Source organism: Gammaproteobacteria bacterium (assembly GCA_016705365.1).
Lineage (GTDB): Bacteria > Pseudomonadota > Gammaproteobacteria > Pseudomonadales > UBA5518 > UBA5518.
This window is the reverse complement of sequence record JADIYI010000008.1, coordinates 1,647,915-1,667,797: the sequence shown is the minus strand read 5'-3', so window position 1 is coordinate 1,667,797 and position 19,883 is coordinate 1,647,915. Positions and strand designations below refer to the sequence as shown.

Genomic DNA, 19,883 nt, shown 5'->3' with positions numbered 1-19,883 from the left:
AACCCCCCGTGGCATCGGAACGGAGCTGCCACGCATGAATCGAATACGACCCCAACCGCTGCACAGCGCATGCCGCCAGAAATAAACTTAAATCAGGTCAATGAGTTGTGAAAGACCTGTACACGCCGCAGCCGGAAACTGTAAAGAAGTCTGACGCCACCCGTCAGCGCTTCGGCTGCTGCTGCATCTGTTGCAACACCTTGTCGATGGTGAAGCTCGCGGTCGGCTGCCGTGGCGGGAACTCGCGGAAAGTCATCAGCCATTTGCCCACTTCCTGCTGCATCGGCACGAAGAGCCACATATTGTCCGCCATCCAGCGTCCGTACATCGATGAATCGAGCGAGGTTTCGAAGGGATCGGCACGCAGATTCACCATCATCGGAAAGGTCAATTGCTGACGCCCGCTCGACCAGTCCTTCATGGTCGCGAAATGGATTTTCCAGTCGCGCCAGCGGATCGCGTTCAGGTTGGCGTTGTCATCGAAGAAAAACACCGTTTCGCGTGCACCCGGTCCGGTCCCCGCCAACAGTGCGGACTGGTCCACACCATCGAGATGGACCTTGTAGGTACGAGTGCCCGCCGTGTAGCCGGCCCGGAGCTTCGCGTCCACATCCGCCACCCCGGCGGCATGCAGCAGGGTGGGCAGCCAATCCAGGTGCGAGAACACATCGTTGATCACCCGCCCCGGCGTCACGGTGCCGGGCCAGCGCACCAGCGCCGGCACCCGGAAGCCACCTTCCCAGGTCGTGCCTTTCTCGCCGCGAAACGGCTCGGAGCCGCCATCAGGAAAGGTATTGGTCTGCGAACCGTTGTCGGTGGAATACACGACGATGGTATCGTCGGCAATGCCGAGTTCATCGAGTTTCTTCAGCAGCAGGCCCACATCGTAATCATGCTCCGCGAGACCATCGGCATAGAGGCCGTAACCGGTCTTTCCTTCCCATTGCGGAGCGAGATGTGTCCACACATGCATGCGGGTGGCGTTGAACCAGACAAAAAACGGCTTGTCCGCCGCGTGTGCCCGGTCGATGAAATCCAGCGCGGCACCGGTAAATTCCTGATCCACGGTTTCCATGCGCTTGCGCGACAGCGGTCCGGTATCCTCGATTCTGCCATCGGCCCAGGAGTGAATCACGCCACGGGGGCCATAGCGCTTGCGGAATTCCGGATCCTTCGGATAGAAGTAGGTCTCCGGCTCCTCTTCGGCGTTCATGTGGTAAAGGTTGCCGAGAAATTCGTCGAATCCGTGCCGGGTCGGCAGGAATTCGTCCTTGTCGCCGAGGTGATTCTTGCCGAACTGGCCGGTCGTGTAACCTTGGGGTTTCAGCAATTCCGCGATCGTGGGATCCTCCGGGCGCAAACCGATATCGGCCCCGGGCATGCCGACCTTGAGCAGACCGGTACGAAACGGATGCTGTCCGGTGATGAATGCGGCGCGCCCGGCCGTGCAGCTCTGCTCACCGTAATAATCGGTGAACAGGGCTCCCTCGCTGGCTATCCGGTCGATGTTCGGCGTGCGGCCCCCCAGCATCCCGCGGTGGTAGGCACTGATATTCCACATGCCGATATCATCGCCCCAGATCACCAGGATGTTGGGCCTGGATCCGGCGGCCAGGGTCACGCCCGGTAACGCGCACAGCGCCAACAGAAAAAAGAACCCCATGCGGCGACCGGCCATGACAACTCTCCCTGCAGGGTGTGCACAACGAGCGGGGATTGTCCGACGATTGCGCGAAACCCACAACCGACGGGTTGTGACAATGATGTAACCGTCCGGATGAGCCCGTGGAATTCCGCGCCGCCGGCGCTTTCATCGACACGCGCTGGACGGATCCGATCGTTCCCGCGCAACATGCAACTTCAGGAGTCTGCGCGGCAGACGAGGAAACCGGCCGCTACACGGCGCGTGCTAGACTGCCCGCCTCTTCACGATCGCAGCGAGGGCCATGCCATGGGTGCCGAACCGCTTCAGCAACCGGCAACACGCACCGAACTCGAGAGTGCGCTGAAACTGCAGCGCGAGGCCTATCTCGCGCATCCCGTACCCGGCCTTGCCGAGCGCCGGGCCGACCTGCAGGCGTTGCAGCGTTTCGTGCGCGAAAACAAGGAAGCAATCATCACCGCGATCAGCGCCGACTATGGCAACCGCTCGCGTCATGAAACGCTTTTCGCGGAAATATTTACCGCGATCGACGGCGTCAACCACACGCTGCGGCACCTGAAAAAGTGGATGAAACCGCAGCGCCGCCCGGTGGACATCCGCAATTTCGCGGGCGCCAGCAACCGCCTGATCCCGCAACCGCTGGGTGTGGTCGGAGTGATCGTCCCGTGGAATTTTCCGCTGAACCTGAGCATTCTGCCGCTCATCTACATCTTTGCCGCGGGCAACCGCGCGATGGTCAAGATGTCGGAGAACTCGCGTCACCTGGCGCGACTGATGATCGAGAAAATGCCCGCTTATTTTCCGCGCGAGAAGCTCGCGGTCTTCGACGAAACCGGTGGCGTGGGAGTCGAGTTCTCGAAGCTTCCGTTCGATCACCTGCTGTTCACCGGCTCCGGACAGACCGGACGCAGCGTGATGGCGGCCGCCGCGCAGAACCTCTGCCCGGTGACACTCGAGCTCGGCGGCAAGTCACCCGCCATCATCTGCGACGATTATCCGCTCGCCAAGGCCGCCGAACGGCTGCTGTTCGTGAAATTGTTCAATGCCGGACAGATCTGCACCACCGTGGATCACGTGTTCGTGCCGCAGGCGAAGGTCGATGAGTTCGTCGAGCTTGCGCGCCGGATCGTGCCCGCACGCTACCCCGACATCGACGGCGTCGATTACACCTCGATGATCGACGATCGTGCCTTTGCGCGTATCACCGCGGCACTCGACGATGCGCAAAAGCGTGGTGCAACGCTGCTGCAACTGGTGCCGGGCGAGCGCTGGAATGCCGCAACACGCAAGATCGCGCCGCATATCGTGCTGGATGCGCCCGATGACTGTGAATTGATGAGCCGCGAGATATTCGGTCCGGTACTGCCGGTACGCGCCTACCGTTCGCTCGAGGAGGTGATCGGCTATATCAATGCGCGTCCGCGCCCGCTGGCGATATACCCGTTCAGCAACGACGCGGCACGCGTGCAGATGTTGCTCGATCGCATCATGTCGGGTGGCGTGAGCGTCAATGATGCACTATTCCATGTCGCCCAGCATGACCTGCCCTTCGGCGGTGTCGGCGCGAGCGGCATGGGCCATTACCACGGCTACGAGGGCTTCATCACCTTCTCCAAACTGCGGCCGGTTTTCTACCAGGCGCGTTTCAGCTTCATGAAGTTCCTGGCGCCGCCCTACGGCCGTTTCGCCAGCGCGGTGCTCGGCTTCCTGACACGCTGAAGCGATTGCATCTTTTTCAAGCCGCATTTTGCTCCCGGGTATGGCCACGCCGGGGCACAACAGCCCGACGCATGCCGCTCGCTGCTCCGCTCTCTGGACTGCGGCCCTCCGGACGGCGCTCGAGGCCGGCTGCGAAGGAGCGAGACAGGGTTACAGCCGCTTCTCGATCGCATCGGCGATACCGTTCAGCACCTCGACCCGCGCATAGCGCTTGTCATTCGCCGGTATCAGGCACCATGGCGCCCGCGCGCTGGAGGTGCGCTCGATCATGTCGCACACCGCCTGCTCGTATTGCGGCCACTTCTCGCGGTTGCGCCAGTCATCGGCGGTGATCTTGTGGTGCTTGTACGGTGTCTTCTCGCGCTCGCGAAAGCGTTTGAGCTGTTCGCCAAGCGTGATCGACATCCAGAACTTGAGCACGATCGCGCCGTTGTCGACGAGTTGCTCCTCGAACTCGTTGATCTCGTGGTAGGCGCGCATCCAGTCGGGTTCGGCGCAAAAGCCCTCCACCCTCTCGACCAGCACCCGTCCGTACCACGAGCGGTCGAAAATCACCGCGCGGCCATGGCCTGGCACATGGCGCCAGAAGCGCCACAGGTAGGGCTGTGCGCGCTCCTCGTCGCTCGGCGCCCCAATCGGCACCACGCGGTAGTAACGCGCATCGAGCGCGCGTGTGACGCGCCGGATCGCACTGCCCTTGCCGGCCGCGTCCATGCCCTCGAACACCAGCACCAGCGACCGGTCCTGCATGCGCTTGTGGCGGGTCAGGAGATTGAGGCGTCCCTGCGCCCGTTCGAGTTCCTTCGGATAGCGCCGGGCAGCGAGCGAGCGCGTGTAATCGAGTGAATTGATCAGGTCGCGGCTGTCGAGCGCAGGTACCGGCGGCGGCGCCGAGGGCGTCAATTGCGGCGAGCCGCCGGCGAGCCCGCACGTCAAGGCATCGAGCACCAGTTTTCCGGCGGTCAGGGCGCGGTAATTGGCGTCCGCCCCGTCGATGACGTGCCAGGGCGCCTCGCCGGTACTGGTCTCGCGTAGCGCCTCCGCGGAATGCGTGGCGAAAGCGTCGTATTGCTTGAGCCGCTCCCAGTCGGCGGGTGTGACCCGCCACCGCGTGAGTTCGTTTTCGCTGAGCGTTCGCATGCGCTCCTTTTGCGCATCCTTGGTGAGATGAAACCAGAGCTTCAGTATCACCATTCCCTCGGCGACCAGCATTTTCTCGAAATGACGGATCCGCTCGAGCCGGCGACCGAATTCGCCGCGCTTGAGACTTCCCTCCACCCGCCCGACGATGGGATCGGTATACCACGACCCGAAAAATATGCCGATCTTGCCACGCGGCGGCAGCACCCGCCAGAAGCGCCACATGGGTGGACGCGACCGCTCACCGTTACTCGGCGGACCAAAAGCCTCGGCGCGTATATGACGCGGATCCATCCATTCGTTGAGCAGGTTCACGGTCTCTCCCTTGCCCGCACCCTCGACCCCGCCGACCAGGATGAGAACCGGGAATTCCGGTTTTTCCAGCAGGCGGTATTCGGCCTCGAGCAGCGCCTCGCGCAACTTCGGCGCCTCGCGCTTGAAGCGGCTAGTGGAAATGCTGTGGCCTATTTCCGCGGATTCGAACATGTTTGCCCTCCCAAGAGCTGCGGCGCGCCACATGCGCGCCGATTCGTCGCTTCAGCGTCGCGCGGCGCGCGCAAAAAGCAGCAGCACCGCAGCCACCGAGCCGATTTCGAAACATACCGCGAACAGCGTATACGTGGACCATTCCGCCTCCAGCAGCGCGCCGGCCAGACGTGCCGATCCGATACCGGCGCACAGCACTCCATAGCTCAGCAACACCGGGCGCGTGGCAACCGCGCGCAGCGCACCGCCCAGCAACAGCAGGCCGATCGCCATCTGCAGGCCACCATAGGTCGCCCGCAGATCGACATTGCCGGTAGTGCTGATGAACGCGATGCCAGCGGCTTCACGCAGGTACCCCGGATCCGTAAAACACCATACTCCGTAACCCAGCCACATCGCGCCAAACAAACCGAGAAAGATCCGTGCCGCCATCGCTGATTCCCCCTTGAAACCGCCGTATCGAACAACTGCCTGGCGCATTTTCCCTGCCGCCCTGCTAACAGCACGCCTGAATCCGCGCGCCAGCATGGTACCCCGCCACAACGGCACACCGCATTGCAGCGCACCCGGAACCTGCAAGCTAGCAGAGCAGCGCCGTCACCGGAAGCCGCCGCAACGCTTCATTCGCGACGGGCTTTCTGGCACTCTTCACTGCCGATCCAGGCCGTCGTGGGAGCAATTCGTGAAAATCCCTTGCGCACTGAGCGCGCTGCTGTTGCTGCTGCCCTTGCCAGTGGCGGCCGAGGTGTCCGCCTGGCAACTCGACCGGCTGGTTCCCGGAGCCCTTTTCAAAGGCATCCATGGCCTGGCATTCGGGCCCGACGCGATGATCTACGTGGGCAGCGTGATGGGACAGTCGATCTATCGTGTCGACCCCGCAACCGGCGCCGCCGAGGTATTCGTGCCACCGCCGATCGGGCAGGCCGATGATATCGAGTTCGCGCCGGACGGCACCATGTACTGGACCGGCTTCACCCATGGCACGCTGAACGCACAGAGTCCGGGCGGCGAGCCGAGGGTCATCGCCAGCGGGCTGCCCGGGCTCAATTCGCTGGCCCTGAACGCGCAGGGTCGGCTATTCGCCACCCAGGTCTTCGCCGGCGATGCGCTGTGGGAGTTCGACCCGGCGGGCAGCCGCGAACCGCGCCTGGTCATGCGCGATCTCGGCGGACTGAACGGCTTCGATTTCGCACCCGATGGGCGTCTTTGCGGTCCGCTATGGTTCAAAAAACAAGTGGTGTGCATCGATGTGGACAGCACCGCGCTCGAAATCATGAATGACGAGTTCAGCAGACCTGCGGCGGCAAACTTCAATTCGCGCGGCGAATTGGTGGCCATCGACAACGAGACCGGCGGGATCTATCGCATCGATATGCGCAGCCACCGGCGCGAACTCCTCGCCACCGCCCCGAGCAATCTCGACAACCTCGCCTTCGACGCCGGAGACCGCCTGTTCGTGAGCAATATGTCCGACAACGCGATCTATGCGCTCGAGGGTAGCAGTCTGCGCACGGTGACCAGCAGCCCGCTCAGCCTGCCGGGCGGTATCGCGGTTGCCGGCAACGAGTTGATCGTCGCCGACACCTTCAGTCTCAGTGCCGTCGATCTCGGCAGCGGCAAGGTGCGCGATATCAGCCGCTCGCTGGCGGACAACGGCTTCCCGACCACGGTGGCGGTCTCCACCGAAGCGAAGCGCATTGCCAGCGCGAGTTTCGAGAGCGGTACGGCACAATTGTGGGACCTGAGCGCGGAAACAGTCATCGCACGCTGGGGAGGTCTCGCCCTGCCCTCGGCGATAGCCGTGATCGATGCCGATCGCATCGCGGTCACCGAGATCGGCGCGGGCGGCCGGTTGCTGATTCTCGATCGCCGGCAACCGCGGCAACGAACCGTGCTGGCGGACAAGCTCGGGCAGCCGCAGGGTCTGCTGCGCGTCGGTGAGCTTTACCTTGTCAGCGAAGCGGCCGCCGGACGCGTGGTGGAAATCGACCAGAACGGCAGCCTCCGCCTGATCGCCGACGGATTGCAACACCCGGAAGGGTTGGCGTTGCTGCCTGATGGGCGGCTCGCGGTCGCGGAAACCGGTGCCGCCCGCATGGTGCTGATCGATCCGCAAAGCGGGTCGATCGAAGTGGCAGCCGCGGAGCTGCCGCTTGGCATGGCCGACATCCCCGGGTATCCGCCGGGCATCTTTCCTACCGGCGTTGCGAGCGATGCGAGCGGCGCAATCTACTTCAGCTCGGACCGCGATGGCGGCATCCTGAGGCTGCGCGCAGCCAGCGGCCTGTCGCCGTGAACTGGCTCATCACCAACATCGGATTCTGGCCTACGCTGCTTGCCTGCGTGATACTGACCGTGGCGCTGTTCGGACTGCTGGCGGTGGCGCTGCGCCCATTCGGCATCGAGCCGCCGTGAAGGAGCAAGCCGGTTTGACGCCCACCATTAGTTCCCTTCATGATGATCATCAGAATGCCTGGGTGGTTCACAGCATCGCCTCGGCTATAATCGCCCGCGGTTCCGGGGCACCCTGTGGCATTCCGGAGCGCGCCTGCCGTTCGCAAACAATAGAATAGACAGAGGAAGACAGCATGCTGATAGGGGTTCCGCGGGAGCAACAACCCGGCGAGCATCGCGCCGCGATGATACCGGCGATGGTCCAGAAGCTGACGCGCGCCGGCGCCGACATCGTCGTCGAAGCCGGCCTCGGCAGCGGCGCCGGATTCAGCGACGAGGACTTCGTGGCGGCCGGTGCGCGCATCGTCCGCGATCGCGTCGAAATGCTGTCGGGCGCGGACCTGGTGTTGCGGCTGCACAAGCCCTCGACCGAGGATATCGCGCTGCTCAAGCGCGGCTGCATCCACGTGAGTTATCTCGATCCGTTCAATGAAGCGGCGCTGATCGAGGCCTTCCGCGCCGCCGGCGTGACGGCGATCAGCATGGAGATGATTCCACGCACCACGCGCTCGCAGAAGATGGATGCACTGAGTTCCCAGGCCAACCTCGCCGGTTACGTGATGGTGCTGCTCGCCGCGGCGCGCATGCCGCGGATCATGGCGATGATGATGACCCCGGCGGGCACGCTGAAACCGGCCAACGTGTTCGTGATCGGTGCCGGCGTCGCGGGACTTCAGGCAATCGCCACGGCCAAGCGGCTCGGCGCCCGGGTCGTGGCATTCGATACCCGCGCGGTGGTCGCGGAACAGGTGCAGTCGCTCGGTGCCAAGTTTCTCGAGATCGATCTCGGCGAGACCGGCCAGACCAAGGACGGCTACGCGGTGCAACTCACGTCCGAGCAACTCGAGAAGCAGAAGCAGGGCCAGAAGAAACAGATCGCCGAATCCGACCTGGTGATCACCACCGCGCAGGTGTTCGGGCGCAAGCCCCCGGTGCTGGTCACCCGTGACATGGTCGAGGGCATGAAGCCCGGCAGCGTGATCGTGGACATGGCGGCCGAAACCGGTGGCAATGTCGAGGGCTCGGTCGCGGGGCAAAGTGTCGAAATCAACGGCGTGACCATCATCGGCACCGGCAACTGGGCCAACCAGGTGCCGCGTGATGCGAGCCAGATGTATTCCTCGAATCTGTTCAACCTGATCGACGAATTCTGGGACAAGGAACAGAAAGCCATGGTTCTCGATTTCGGGGACGACATCATCCAGGGCTGCGTGATCACCCACGGCGGCGAGATCGTGAACCAGACCATCAAGAACCTGCAGCGCTGAGGGCCTCGACATGGAACCCGTATACCTGACTTTCATCCTGATGCTGTCGATCTTTCTCGGCTTCGAGTTGATCAACAAGGTGCCCTCGACGCTGCACACGCCGCTGATGTCGGGCTCGAACGCGATCTCGGGCATCACCATGGTCGGCGCGCTGGTCTCGGCCGGCGCCGCGCACTCCACGCTCGCCACGATCCTCGGTGTCAGCGCGGTGGCGCTCGCCACCATCAACGTGGTTGGCGGCTACGTGGTCACGGACCGCATGCTGGCGATGTTCAAGAAAAAAGAAGGTGGCAAAAAATAATGGCTGATTCAATGGCACTGCTCATCAACCTCGCCTATGCGCTGGCCGCGGTACTCTTCATCGTCGGCCTGAAGATGCTGGGATCGCCGGCAACGGCCCGCCGCGGCAACCTGATCTCCGCCGTGGCGATGTTTATCGCCGTGGTGGTCACATTGTTTGATCGCAGCATCGTCGATTTCGAGTGGATTGCGCTGGGTGTCGTGATCGGCACCGTGATCGGCGTACTCGCCGCCCGCATGGTCGCCATGACGAAAATGCCCGAGATGGTCGCGCTGTTCAACGGCTTCGGTGGCCTGGCGAGTCTCGCGGTCGGCTGGGCGGCACTGTTCACGCCCAACACCCTGTTCACCTTGATCACCATCGCGCTGTCGATCCTGATCGGCGGCGTGACCTTCACCGGCAGCATGGTCGCCTGGGCCAAGCTCAACGAGACGATCAGCGGCAAACCGTTTCTGTTTGCCGGCCAGCGTATCGTGAACGGCGCACTGCTCGCGGCGATCGTCGCGTTCACGGTGCTGTTCTGCATGCAGGCGGATCCCGAACTCAGCAACTATCTCTATATCGTCGTCGCACTGTCCTTCGTGCTCGGCGTGATGGTGGTGATTCCGATCGGCGGCGCCGATATGCCGGTGGTGATCTCGTTGCTGAACAGCTATTCGGGGCTGGCGGCATGCGCCGCGGGTTTCGCGATCAACAACATGATCCTGATCGTGGCCGGGGCACTGGTCGGGGCGAGCGGCATCATTCTCACGCAGATCATGTGCAAGGCAATGAACCGCTCGCTCGCCAACGTGCTGTTCAGCGGCTTCGGCGCGGTCAGCACCTCGCTGGACAAGATCGAAGGCGAGGTCAAGCCGATCAACTGCGAAGACGCCTACTACATACTCGAGTCCGCGGGCAGCGTCGCGATCGTACCCGGCTACGGCATGGCGGTCGCGCAGGCCCAGCACGCGGTGAAGGAACTGCAGCAATTGCTCGAGAACAACGGAACCGAGGTCGTCTACGCGATCCACCCGGTGGCCGGGCGCATGCCGGGTCATATGAACGTGCTGCTCGCCGAAGCCGATGTCTCCTACGACCTGCTGCTCGAAATGGACGAGATCAACCCGCGCATCGAGAATTTCGATGTCGCGATCGTGATCGGCGCCAACGACGTGGTCAACCCCGCCGCGCGCGAGATGAAGGGCAGTCCGATCTACGGCATGCCGATCATCAATGTCGACAAGGCGCGCACCGTGTTCGTGCTCAAGCGCTCGATGGCCTCCGGTTTCGCCGGAGTCGACAATCCGCTGTTCTTCAAGGAGAACACGCGCATGCTGTTCGGCGATGCCAAGGAATCCATCAACCAGCTGATCCGCCAGTTCAAGTAAACCGCGAGGCCGGGGCGTCAGCGCCCCGGCACGAATCCGGCGTATTTGTGCCACTGGTTGCGCGTCGGGCCTGACCGTACAATCCCCGTGCAAGCAACAGTACGCGCGACACATGGAGTGGCGATATGCAGCAGGTCGTGATCAGCGGAACGGGGCTGTTCACCCCGCAGCAATCCATATCCAATGCGGAACTCGTGGAGACCTTCAACGCCTACGCTACCCATTGGAACCGGACTCACGCCGCGGATATAGCCACGGGTGCCATCCAGCCGATGGCGGAATCGAGCGAGGCCTTCATCGAAAAGGCCTCGGGAATAAAAAGTCGCTTCGTGATCGACAAGAGCGGCGTGCTCGACCCCGCCCGCATGTGCCCCGATATTCCCGAGCGAGCCGACGACCAGCACTCGCTGCAGTGCGAGATGGCGCTGGTCGCGGCCCGCGAGGCTTTGCAGCAGGCGGGACGCAGCGCGGCAGACGTGGATGCCGTGATCGTTGCCTGCTCCAACCTGCAACGCCCCTACCCTGCCGTCGCGGTGGAGGTACAGGGCGCCCTCGGCATCGACGGTTTCGGTTTCGACATGAACGTTGCGTGTTCCTCGGCAACCTTCGGCATCGACATGGCACGCAGCTCGATTCTCGCTGGCGCGGCACGAGCGGTGCTGGTCATCAGCCCGGAGATCTGCTCCGGGCACCTGGAGTTTCGCGACCGCGACTGTCACTTCATCTTTGGCGATGCCTGCACCGCGGTACTGGTCGAACGCGAGGCCTCGAGCAGCGCCCTGGCACCGTTCCGGATCGTCGATTCACGGCTCAAGACCAGCTACTCGAACAATATCCGCAACAACTTCGGCTTCCTGAACCGTGCAGCCCCGTCCGGCGTGGGCACGCGCGACAAGCTCTTCCGCCAGGATGGGCGCAAGGTGTTCAAGGAAGTCTGCCCGATGGTCGCCGACATCATTCTCAGGCAGCTCGCCGATCTCTCGATACCGGTGAATGATGTACGCAGGATGTGGTTGCACCAGGCGAATCTCAGCATGAACCAGCTGATCGGCCGCCGGGTGCTCGGCCGCGAACCCACCATCGAGGAAACACCGGTCATCCTGGACAGCTACGCAAACACCAGTTCGGCGGGGTCCATCATCGCGTTTCACCAGTACCGCAAGGATTTCGCGGCCGGCGAGCGTGGCGTGATCTGCTCTTTCGGAGCCGGCTATTCGGTTGGCAGCGTGGTGGTCGAGCGCTGCGGCTGAGGAGCCGCCGCATGTCCGGGCAGCGTGGCGGACCGACTGCTTGGCGACTGCCGACTTTGCGCTAGAATTGCACCCGCCGACTGCAACGAGAACACCCTCAATGAGCATCGAGTACAAATTCCGGGCGAATATCGATCAGGTATTCGCGCTGTTGACGGATGCCGAATACCTGGTGGACCGCTGCCTGGAACTCGGGGAACTCAGCGCGGACTGTACCGTGGAGGACGATAACGACGAAATCGTGATCACGCTGTCACGCGAGGTCGAGCGCAATCTGCCCTCGTTCCTGGCTCGTCTGTTCGACAGCCGGCAGAAAATCGAGATGATCGAACGCTGGAAGGACAAGGGCAATATCCGCCATGGCAGTTATGTACTCAAGGTGGAAGGCCAGCCGATCGTGCTGGAAGCGGAAATGCACCTGAAGGCGGATGGCAATGACAGCTGCACCTACACCATCAGTCACAGCGCAAAGGCGCAGATGCCGCTGATAGGACGACGCGTCGAAAGCTTCATCGTGTCGCAGACCGAGTCCGGCGCTCGCGCCGAACTCGATCATCTCGCCGCGGCACTGGCCTAGCCCGCGCTCACCCTGGCGCTGAGGTGCACGGGGGGCTTGATCGAGTTCGATACCAGGCAGGATTTTTCGGCTTTCTCCAGCAGGCGTTCCGCCCGCGCCGCATCCCCGCCCGCCGGAATACGCAGGCTGACCTGCAGATCGATGCCGGTGAAGGCCAGTCCGTCAGCGGTCCTGTCGAGTGCCCCTTCCGCGGCGCAATCGATCTCGATCCACTCCAGCTTCGAGGCACGTGAAATCGCGCGGAAACTGAGCACGAAACAATCGGCAATACTCGCCACGAACAGGGTCTCGGGCGACCAGTTACCGGGAGGGCCGTCGAATTCCACCGGCGCGGTGCTCTGGATATCCTCGAGATCTGTTGCACGCACGGTCACCACTCCGGCGGGAGCGGCAAGAGCGTTGACGGTGTAGCGGTGCGGGAAAGCATGCATCGGCAAGGTTCTCCGGTTTCGTTCTGGTGGTGTTCAGTCTTCGCTGGCTCGGACGTCTTTCTCATAGAGAGTATAGAGGTACACGCTGACCGGTAGCGCACCGAGGTGCTCATCGATCAGCGGCCGCACCTGCTCCCACTGCAGACGCCCCACACCGGTAGCAAGCCGCGGCAACGCAATGCTGGTGAGCCCCTCGGATTCGATCACCCGCGCCAGCGCGCGCAAGGCATGGTTCACATTCGGCAGGGTTGCCTCGCCCGGGCGCTCGCCATGCCCGTAAGCGGCTTCCTGGGTCAGCAGGTTGGCGATGCGCTTGCCATCGGCTCCCGCCCACACCCATACCTCTCCGGCCTTGGGGTGCGCGGTATGGCAATAATGGCGGAAATCCTTGTACAGCGCCGGCCAGCGCTCGCGCAATGACAGGGCCAGGCCCTGGCCAAAATTGTCATTGGGCGATACACCATGCGCTATCGCCTGTGCCGAACTCAGCAGTATGTCGCCGTGCACTTCCTTGATCATCGAGCCTCCACAGTGTATTGATCGATACTCATCCGGCGGCCTGTCGCCGGGCACAGGCCATGTTAGAACACCGCCCTCGCGGGTGGCTTGATTCAGGTCAGTGCCGCCTCCGTTTCAAACAACTCCAGTTGCGCCGGGTTGCTGTCCTCGCGCAGATCGACGAAACGAACGCCCACCCCGAGCAAGCGTACCGTCAGATCGCTGCGCTCGAGTGCGGATTGCAGCAGCTCCGCAAAACGTGCCTGCTCCGGCACCCGGCCAATACACTCGACCGTGGTGGTCTGGAAGTCGGCAAACTTCACCTTCAGATAAAGCTTGGTGATCAGATAATCGGCATCCACGCGCCGCAAGCGCGATTTCAGGGTCATCAGCAACTCTGGCAACTGCCTTGCGCAAGCCTCGATCCCGTGCAGGTCTTCCGCGTAAGTGCGCTCCACGCTGAGCGATTTGCGCCGCTGGGTGGGCTCGACGGCACGGTGATCGATGCCCCGGCACAACTCGTGCAGGCGCACGCCGAAACGCCCGAAGCGTTCACTGAGATCGAATACCGAAAAGGCGCGCAGCTCGCCACAGGTGTTCACCCCCAGACGGCTCAGACGATCCGCCGTGGCCCGGCCCACGCCCGAGATTCGCCGTACCGGCAATTGCGCGACGAAGGCATCCACCTCCTCCGGAAGCACCACGAATTCACCGTCCGGCTTGTTCCAGTCGCTCGCGACCTTGGCCAGGAACTTGTTCGGCGCCACGCCCGCCGATACCGTGATCCCGACCTCGGCGCGTACCCTGCGGCGAATCTCGCGTGCGATGAGCGTGGCGCTACCCTGGCACGCCTGTGCCTCGCTGACATCGAGATAGGCCTCGTCGAGCGACAGCGGTTCGACCAGGTCGCTGAAGTCATAGAAAATCTGCCGGATCTGGCGCGATGCGGCACGGTACTTGTCAAAATCGGGAGGGATGATCAACAGACCCGGACACAGACGGCGTGCATGTGCCGAAGGCATCGCGGAGCGTACGCCATACTCGCGCGCGGCGTAGTTGCAGGTCGTGATCACGCCACGGCGATCCGCATCCCCGCCCACCGCCACCGCCAATCCGGCCAGCGATGGATCGTCGCGGATCTCGACCGCCGCGTAGAAGCAGTCGCAATCGCAGTGGATGATCTTTCGTTGCCGTTGCGCCTGCTGCATTGCCCTGTCACTTATCTGGCCAAACACCATTGTTCCGCGGGAACGCCCGTTTGAATACCATCGCCATGACACTCCAGGCAAGCAAACGCCAACTCCGGCAGTTACACCGAAGCAAATGGCTGAGCAATCACGCCCTGTCTCCGTTATCATCGGACGCGATTCCCCCCATCGATGGCGGGGCGCGTATAACCACCCGAGGAGGATGCTATGAGCGATGACAAAAAATCTGCGGCGCTGGGGCCGATAACCAAGGCAACCATGGGCATAAGCGCCGGGCGCGCGCTCAACGCAAGTCAGGGCGGGCTCGACGAGCTGCGTCGTGACATCCAGATGCTGATGGACATCGAAGCCATCCGCCAGCTCAAGCATGCCTATTTCCGCTGCGTCGACACCGCGAATTTCGCCGAACTCGCGGATTTGTTCCATGAGCAGGTCACGGTACATTTCATTGGCGGCACTTATGAATGGAAGCTGAACGGCAAGGCCGAATACCTGGCCGCAGTCACCCAGGCCTTCCACAAGCAGTCGATCGGACACCACAACGGGCACCATCCCGAGATCCAGATCCTGAGCGAAACCGAAGCGACCGGGATCTGGTACCTCGCCGATAATATGTGGCAGCTGAACTCGAATCACTTCACCACCGGCACCGCGATTTACTGGGATCGCTACCAGAAAGTCGACGGCCGCTGGCTGATCAGGGAAACCCGTTACCGCCGCATCTACGAATTGAATTCACAGCTCCCCGAGACCCCCAAACCGGCCACGCATTACCTCGGGAGTTTCGGCACCCCGCTCGCCGCCAAATAGGCTCGGCGCGAGCGCTTCGGGCCGGTGCCAGCGCCTCTCAGGGCGCTGCCACGCTTTGATGGTCCTCATCGATCCAGTAGGCGTGGGCGTCGAGCAGCAGGCGGGCAATCGAGGATAGCGCCACGACGCGCGCCTCGAGCTCCGTGCGCTCGGCATCGAGCATACGTCGGCGCGCATCGAGCAGGTCGCCGATGCGCACGCCGCCCAGCGTCACACCGCGTTGCAAGCGTTCACGATGGCTCTTCGAGGCCTCGCTCGCCTGTGCCGCGCTCTGCCAGGCATCGACACTGCCGCTGACCCGCGCCACCAGTATGCGGGCCTGGCTCAGTACGTTGCGGCGCACCTCCGCGGCGCTGGCCGCGGCCGCGCCGGCCTGGCCGGTACGCTCATCGGCAAGGCTGGCGCGGGCGCCGCTGCCGAGCGGGATGCTGATGAAGACTCCGACCGATTGCTCGTCACCGTCGCGCTCCGATACGGTACGCACACCAACCACCGGGTCTGCGTGCCGCTCGAGGCGCGCACGCTGCGCCTGCAATTCGGCCAGGCGGGCACGGGCGGCGGCCAGATCGATCTCGTGATTGTGCTCGACCACCCGCTCACCCCAGATCGACAGCGGCTCGGCAGGTATCGCCGGTTGCGGCAGGGCGGTGTTCCCCGGCGCCAGCTCGAGACCCGGGAAACGCGTTTCGAGAGCGATCCGCGCCTCCTCCTGTTCCAGTTGCACCATGCGTGCACCACTCGCCGCCTGGGCCGCCGCGGCGCGTGCCGCGTCGAGATCGGCGGCCGAGGCATCACCGTTGCGCATCCGCTCCTCGATGATGCGCAGATCGTTTTGCGCCAACTCGGCGGCGGCGGCCGCGAGTCGCTGCTGGCCATCGGCCTCGCGCCAATCCATCCATGTCTCCAGCAGCGCAATCGCCGCCGCGTGACGCGCGTCGGCATAGGCATGTCTCGCCGCGCTTTCCTCCAGCCGGGCCAGGCCGCGATCCGCCTCCGCCTTGGCCGGCAAGCGGATCCCGCGCTGGACGCTGATTTCCCATTCGTCGTAACGGCGATCCTGAGCGACATCGCGTGAGGCGTAGCCCGCCCCTGCCACCCAGTCGTGCGAACCGCGCCGGTAGCCACGAGCCCGGGCACGAGCCGCTTCGCGCTCGGCGTCGGCGCGCAGTACCACCGGATCGGCGTCGATGGCCGTGACCGCGAGCGCGCGCGACGGCAGCGCCTCGAGCAGGCTTGCCGGCAATCCTGCGACCGCACCGAACGCGCTGCTGCCGAACAGCGCGGCAATCAGCCCTCCCGCCAGACCCGACAGGTGCCTGCTCATTTCCCCAGCCTCCCGAAACCGAGCACGGGGGTGATCCAGTAGGCGATTTCCACCACCGGCAGACGCACACCCAGTCCCGCAACCAACGCTTCGGCGCGATCAGCCGCCATGACCAGTTGCATCAGCCCGCGCTCGGTGCGCCCGCGCACCTGCTCCCTGATCGAGGCGTGCGCATAACCGTGGCCATGGCCCTGTGCGCGCAGGATCGTAAAGCCGGGCAGATCGGGGTCCAGCTCGCGCAGTTCGCCCAGCAGCTGCTCCTCGAGTACCACCGGAAAAGCCAGCGTCAGTTGCACCAGCGATGTATTCATGGGTTCCTCCCGCAAGCGTCTTGGCCGAAACGCCGGAAAATCAGCGGCAGAAACAGCAGCGTGAACGGGGTCGCGCTCAGCAATCCGCCAACCACCACGATCGCCAGCGGACGCTGGATCTCGGAACCCGGGCCACTCGCGAGCAGCAACGGCACCAGCCCCAGCGCGGTTATCGAAGCCGTCATCAGGACCGGCCTGAGGCGACGTTGCGCACCCTCGACCACGGTGTCGGCCAGCGCTTTGCCACGCGCCAGCAGATCGTTGAAGTAGCTGACCATCACGGTGCCGTTCAATACCGCGATGCCGAGCAGCGCAATGAATCCAACCGAGGCGGGGACCGACATGTATTCGCCGGACAACCACAGCGCAAGCAATCCGCCGACCAGCGCGAACGGTATGTTCGCCAGTACCAGCAGCGCCTGCCGGACACTGCCAAAGCTGGTGAACAGCACCAGGAAAATCAGCCCCAGCGCCACCGGCACCACCAGCGCGAGTCGCGCCGCGGCGCGCTGCTGGTTCTCGAACTGTCCGCCCCAGCTCAACAGGTAGCCGGGCGGCAATTCGAGCGCCGCATCGACCGCGCCGCGGGCCTCCTCGACGAAGCCGACCAGGTCGCGCCCGGCGACGTTGGATTGCACCAGCGCATAGCGCGAACCGTTCTCGCGGTCGATCTTGACCGGGCCGTTGACGCGCTCGAGCCTTGCCACGTCCCCGATACGCACCGCGGCGCCGCTGGGCGCGACCAGCGGCAGGTCGCGGAACCGGGCCGGATCGTTGCGCAGCTGCTGATCACCACGGATCAGCAGCGGTATGCGGCGCGCGCCTTCGATCACGCTGCCCACCACCTGCCCCTCGACCTGGGTGCGCAACTCGTGCTGCAGGCTCGCCACATCGAAGCCGAGCCGCCCGGCCGCGAGCCGGTCGATATCGACCTCCAGGTATTGCACCCCTTCGTTGGTGAGACGATACACATCCTGGGCACCCGCGATACCGGCAACCACCTTTTCGATCTGTGCCGAGAGCTGCTCGAGCACCTCGAGATCCGGCCCGAACACCTTGATCGCGACATCGCCGCGCGCGCCGGTCAGCATTTCCGAGACGCGCATCTCGATCGGCTGGGTGAACGCATAGGCCGTGCCCGGAAAATCCTCCAGCACGGTGCGCAATTCGGCGGTGAGCCACTCCTTGTCGGGCTTGCGCCACTCGGCTTTCGGTGCCAGCACCAGGAATGAATCGGTCTGGTTGAGCCCCATCGGATCGAAACCGAGCTCGTCGGCGCCGACGCGGGCGATGATCGAGCGGACTTCGGGCACGCGGGCGAGAATCGCCCGTTGTACCGCGAGGTCGACCGCGGCGCTGGCATCGAGATTGGCCGAGGGCAGTTTCTCCAGCTGCACCAGAATTGCTCCTTCGTCCATTGTCGGCATGAAGGTCTTGCCGGTCGCGAACCATGCCCCGACGGCCAGCGCGAACACCACGGTCGCGATCGCGATCGCTGGCCGCGGCCGGTTCAGCACAAAAGCCAACGACCGTGCATAAGGTTCGCGCAGGCGGCGCATCAGCCAGGGTTCGGCGTGACGCCCCTCGCGCAGCAGCCACGATGCGAGCACCGGGATCACCGTGAACGACAACAGCAGGGAACCGACCAGCGCGAACACGATGGTCAACGCAACCGGAGCAAACAGCTTCCCTTCAAGCCCCTGCAGGGTGAGCAGCGGGGTGAACACCAGTGCGATGATCGTGACTCCGGAGGCAACCGGTGCCGCGACTTCCGCCGCGGCGCGCCAGATGCGGTGCAGCTGCGGCGTGGAGCCCCGTGGCTGCGCCAGGTGTTCCACCGTGTTTTCCACCACGACCACGGCCGCATCGACCAGCATCCCGAGTGCAATGGCCAGGCCACCGAGACTCATCAGGTTGGCGCCGAGACCGGTGAGGCGCATCACGATGAAGGTCACCAGCACCGCCAGCGGCAGGGTCACGGCGACCACCAGCGCCGCGCGCAGGTTGCCGAGAAACAGCAGCAGCAGCCCGACCACCAGGACGCTGGCCTCGACCAGGGCCCGCATCACGGTACCCGTCGCGCGCTGGATCAGATCGCTGCGGTCATAGAACACCTCGATGCGGATTCCGGGCGGCAGGCTCGTTGCAAGCTCATCGAGGCGCTTCTTCACCCCGGCCACGACCTTCGCGGCATTGGCGCCGCGCAGCCCCACCACCAGGCCTTCCACCGTCTCTGCGCGCCCGTCCATGGTCACCGCGCCGTAGCGCGTGAGCGAGCTCTCCTGCACGCTGGCAAGATCGGCCACCCGCAGTACCCGGGTCCCGCGCATCGCCACCACCGTGGCGCCAATGTCTTCCACGCCGCGCAGCGCGCCGGTAACGCGCACCACCAGCGCTTCCTCGCCCTCCTCGAGCCGGCCGGCTCCGTCATTGCCGTTGTTGTGCTCGAGCGCGCGTTGCAGTTCATCGATGCCGAGCCCGGCTTCCGCGAGCGCGAGCCGGTCGGGCACGATCTCGAAGCTGCGCACGCGTCCACCGAGCGAGTTGACATCGGCAACCCCGGGCACGGTTCGGAGCGCCGGACGGATCACCCAGTCGAGCAGGGTACGGCGTTCCTCGAGACTGTAGCTCTCACCCTCGACCGTGAACATGTAGAGATCCGACAGCGGTGTCGCGATCGGCGCCAGCCCGCCTTCGATGACGGCCGGCAGATCGCCGCGCACCACCGCAAAGCGTTCCGCGACCTGCTGGCGGGCCCAATAGATGTCGGTGCCCTGCTCGAAGTCGAGTGTCAGGTCGGCTATCGCGTACTTGGCCGAGGAACGCAGCATGGACTGGCGTGGAATGCCGAGCAGTTCCATCTCCAGCGGCACGATCACGCGCTGTTCGACTTCCGCTGGCGTCATGCCCGGTGCCTTCAGGATCAACTTCACCTGGGTCGGCGAAATATCGGGGAAGGCGTCGATCGGCAACTCGCGCCAGGCGATGCTCCCGGCCACCACGGCCCCGATCGCGCACAACGCGACCAGCAGGCGCTGCGCCAGCGCAAATTCCACCAGCCGCGCCAGCATGC

General features: G+C 64.0%; 17 protein-coding genes. 8 read left to right on the top strand and 9 right to left on the bottom strand.

The window, feature by feature from the left end:
- Positions 1–163: 163 nt before the first annotated feature.
- Complete coding sequence (locus tag IPF49_15235) at positions 164–1,663, bottom strand: arylsulfatase (protein MBK6288959.1); 1,500 nt, start codon at positions 1,661–1,663, stop codon at positions 164–166.
- A gap of 288 nt (positions 1,664–1,951) precedes the next feature.
- Here IPF49_15235 and IPF49_15230 point away from each other — a divergent pair, with 288 nt between their 5' ends.
- Complete coding sequence (locus IPF49_15230; protein ID MBK6288958.1) at positions 1,952–3,382, top strand: coniferyl aldehyde dehydrogenase; 1,431 nt, start codon at positions 1,952–1,954, stop codon at positions 3,380–3,382.
- Between the two features lie 150 nt (positions 3,383–3,532).
- Here IPF49_15230 and pap read toward each other — a convergent pair whose 3' ends face one another.
- Positions 3,533–5,008 (bottom strand): polyphosphate:AMP phosphotransferase, encoded by a 1,476-nt coding sequence (gene pap, locus IPF49_15225; protein ID MBK6288957.1) that lies wholly within the window; start codon positions 5,006–5,008, stop codon positions 3,533–3,535.
- A 51-nt stretch (positions 5,009–5,059) separates the two neighbouring features.
- Entirely contained in the window at positions 5,060–5,440 is a 381-nt protein-coding gene (locus IPF49_15220; protein MBK6288956.1) for a DUF4345 family protein, read from the bottom strand.
- Positions 5,441–5,690: 250 nt separating this feature from the next.
- On the opposite strand from IPF49_15220, the gene IPF49_15215 reads away from it, so the two are divergent.
- The 6 genes from IPF49_15215 (at position 5,691) to IPF49_15190 (ending at position 12,228) form a co-directional block, all read left to right on the top strand.
- Positions 5,691–7,304: a hypothetical protein gene (locus tag IPF49_15215; GenBank protein ID MBK6288955.1), complete on the top strand. Its 1,614-nt coding sequence runs from the start codon at positions 5,691–5,693 to the stop codon at positions 7,302–7,304.
- 292 nt (positions 7,305–7,596) lie between these two features.
- Complete coding sequence (locus tag IPF49_15210) at positions 7,597–8,730, top strand: Re/Si-specific NAD(P)(+) transhydrogenase subunit alpha (protein MBK6288954.1); 1,134 nt, start codon at positions 7,597–7,599, stop codon at positions 8,728–8,730.
- Between the two features lie 10 nt (positions 8,731–8,740).
- Positions 8,741–9,031, top strand: a complete 291-nt coding sequence (locus IPF49_15205) for an NAD(P) transhydrogenase subunit alpha (GenBank protein MBK6288953.1) — start codon at positions 8,741–8,743, stop codon at positions 9,029–9,031.
- Positions 9,032–9,042: 11 nt separating this feature from the next.
- Positions 9,043–10,401, top strand: a complete 1,359-nt coding sequence (locus IPF49_15200; protein ID MBK6288952.1) for an NAD(P)(+) transhydrogenase (Re/Si-specific) subunit beta — start codon at positions 9,043–9,045, stop codon at positions 10,399–10,401.
- A gap of 125 nt (positions 10,402–10,526) precedes the next feature.
- The gene (locus tag IPF49_15195) at positions 10,527–11,651 is read left to right on the top strand and encodes a beta-ketoacyl-ACP synthase III (protein ID MBK6288951.1); all 1,125 of its coding nucleotides are present in this window, start codon (positions 10,527–10,529) and stop codon (positions 11,649–11,651) included.
- 100 nt (positions 11,652–11,751) lie between these two features.
- Complete coding sequence (locus IPF49_15190; GenBank protein ID MBK6288950.1) at positions 11,752–12,228, top strand: DUF2505 domain-containing protein; 477 nt, start codon at positions 11,752–11,754, stop codon at positions 12,226–12,228.
- Here the strand turns inward: IPF49_15190 and IPF49_15185 are convergent.
- From IPF49_15185 to dinB, 3 genes are all read right to left on the bottom strand, one after another.
- Complete coding sequence (locus tag IPF49_15185; protein ID MBK6288949.1) at positions 12,225–12,659, bottom strand: OsmC family protein; 435 nt, start codon at positions 12,657–12,659, stop codon at positions 12,225–12,227. The two genes, IPF49_15190 and IPF49_15185, sit on opposite strands and share 4 nt — an antisense overlap.
- A 33-nt stretch (positions 12,660–12,692) precedes the next feature.
- Positions 12,693–13,178 carry a macro domain-containing protein gene (locus IPF49_15180; GenBank protein ID MBK6288948.1) on the bottom strand — a complete coding sequence of 162 codons (486 nt, stop codon included), beginning with the start codon at positions 13,176–13,178 and terminating at the stop codon, positions 12,693–12,695.
- A 92-nt stretch (positions 13,179–13,270) separates the two neighbouring features.
- A complete protein-coding gene (gene dinB, locus IPF49_15175) occupies positions 13,271–14,395 on the bottom strand; it encodes a DNA polymerase IV (GenBank protein ID MBK6288947.1) in 1,125 nt (374 codons plus the stop codon).
- A 177-nt stretch (positions 14,396–14,572) separates the two neighbouring features.
- On the opposite strand from dinB, the gene IPF49_15170 reads away from it, so the two are divergent.
- Positions 14,573–15,175 (top strand): nuclear transport factor 2 family protein, encoded by a 603-nt coding sequence (locus IPF49_15170; protein MBK6288946.1) that lies wholly within the window; start codon positions 14,573–14,575, stop codon positions 15,173–15,175.
- 37 nt (positions 15,176–15,212) lie between these two features.
- Here the strand turns inward: IPF49_15170 and IPF49_15165 are convergent, their stop codons facing one another.
- From IPF49_15165 to IPF49_15155, 3 genes are read right to left on the bottom strand one after another with little or no spacing between them, the layout of a single operon-like run.
- A complete protein-coding gene (locus IPF49_15165) occupies positions 15,213–16,499 on the bottom strand; it encodes a TolC family protein (protein MBK6288945.1) in 1,287 nt (428 codons plus the stop codon).
- Positions 16,496–16,810: a DUF3240 family protein gene (locus tag IPF49_15160; protein ID MBK6288944.1), complete on the bottom strand. Its 315-nt coding sequence runs from the start codon at positions 16,808–16,810 to the stop codon at positions 16,496–16,498. The genes IPF49_15165 and IPF49_15160 overlap by 4 nt, the downstream gene beginning before the upstream one ends.
- The gene (locus IPF49_15155) at positions 16,807–19,881 is read right to left on the bottom strand and encodes an efflux RND transporter permease subunit (protein ID MBK6288943.1); all 3,075 of its coding nucleotides are present in this window, start codon (positions 19,879–19,881) and stop codon (positions 16,807–16,809) included. The genes IPF49_15160 and IPF49_15155 overlap by 4 nt, the downstream gene beginning before the upstream one ends.
- Positions 19,882–19,883 lie beyond the last annotated feature (2 nt).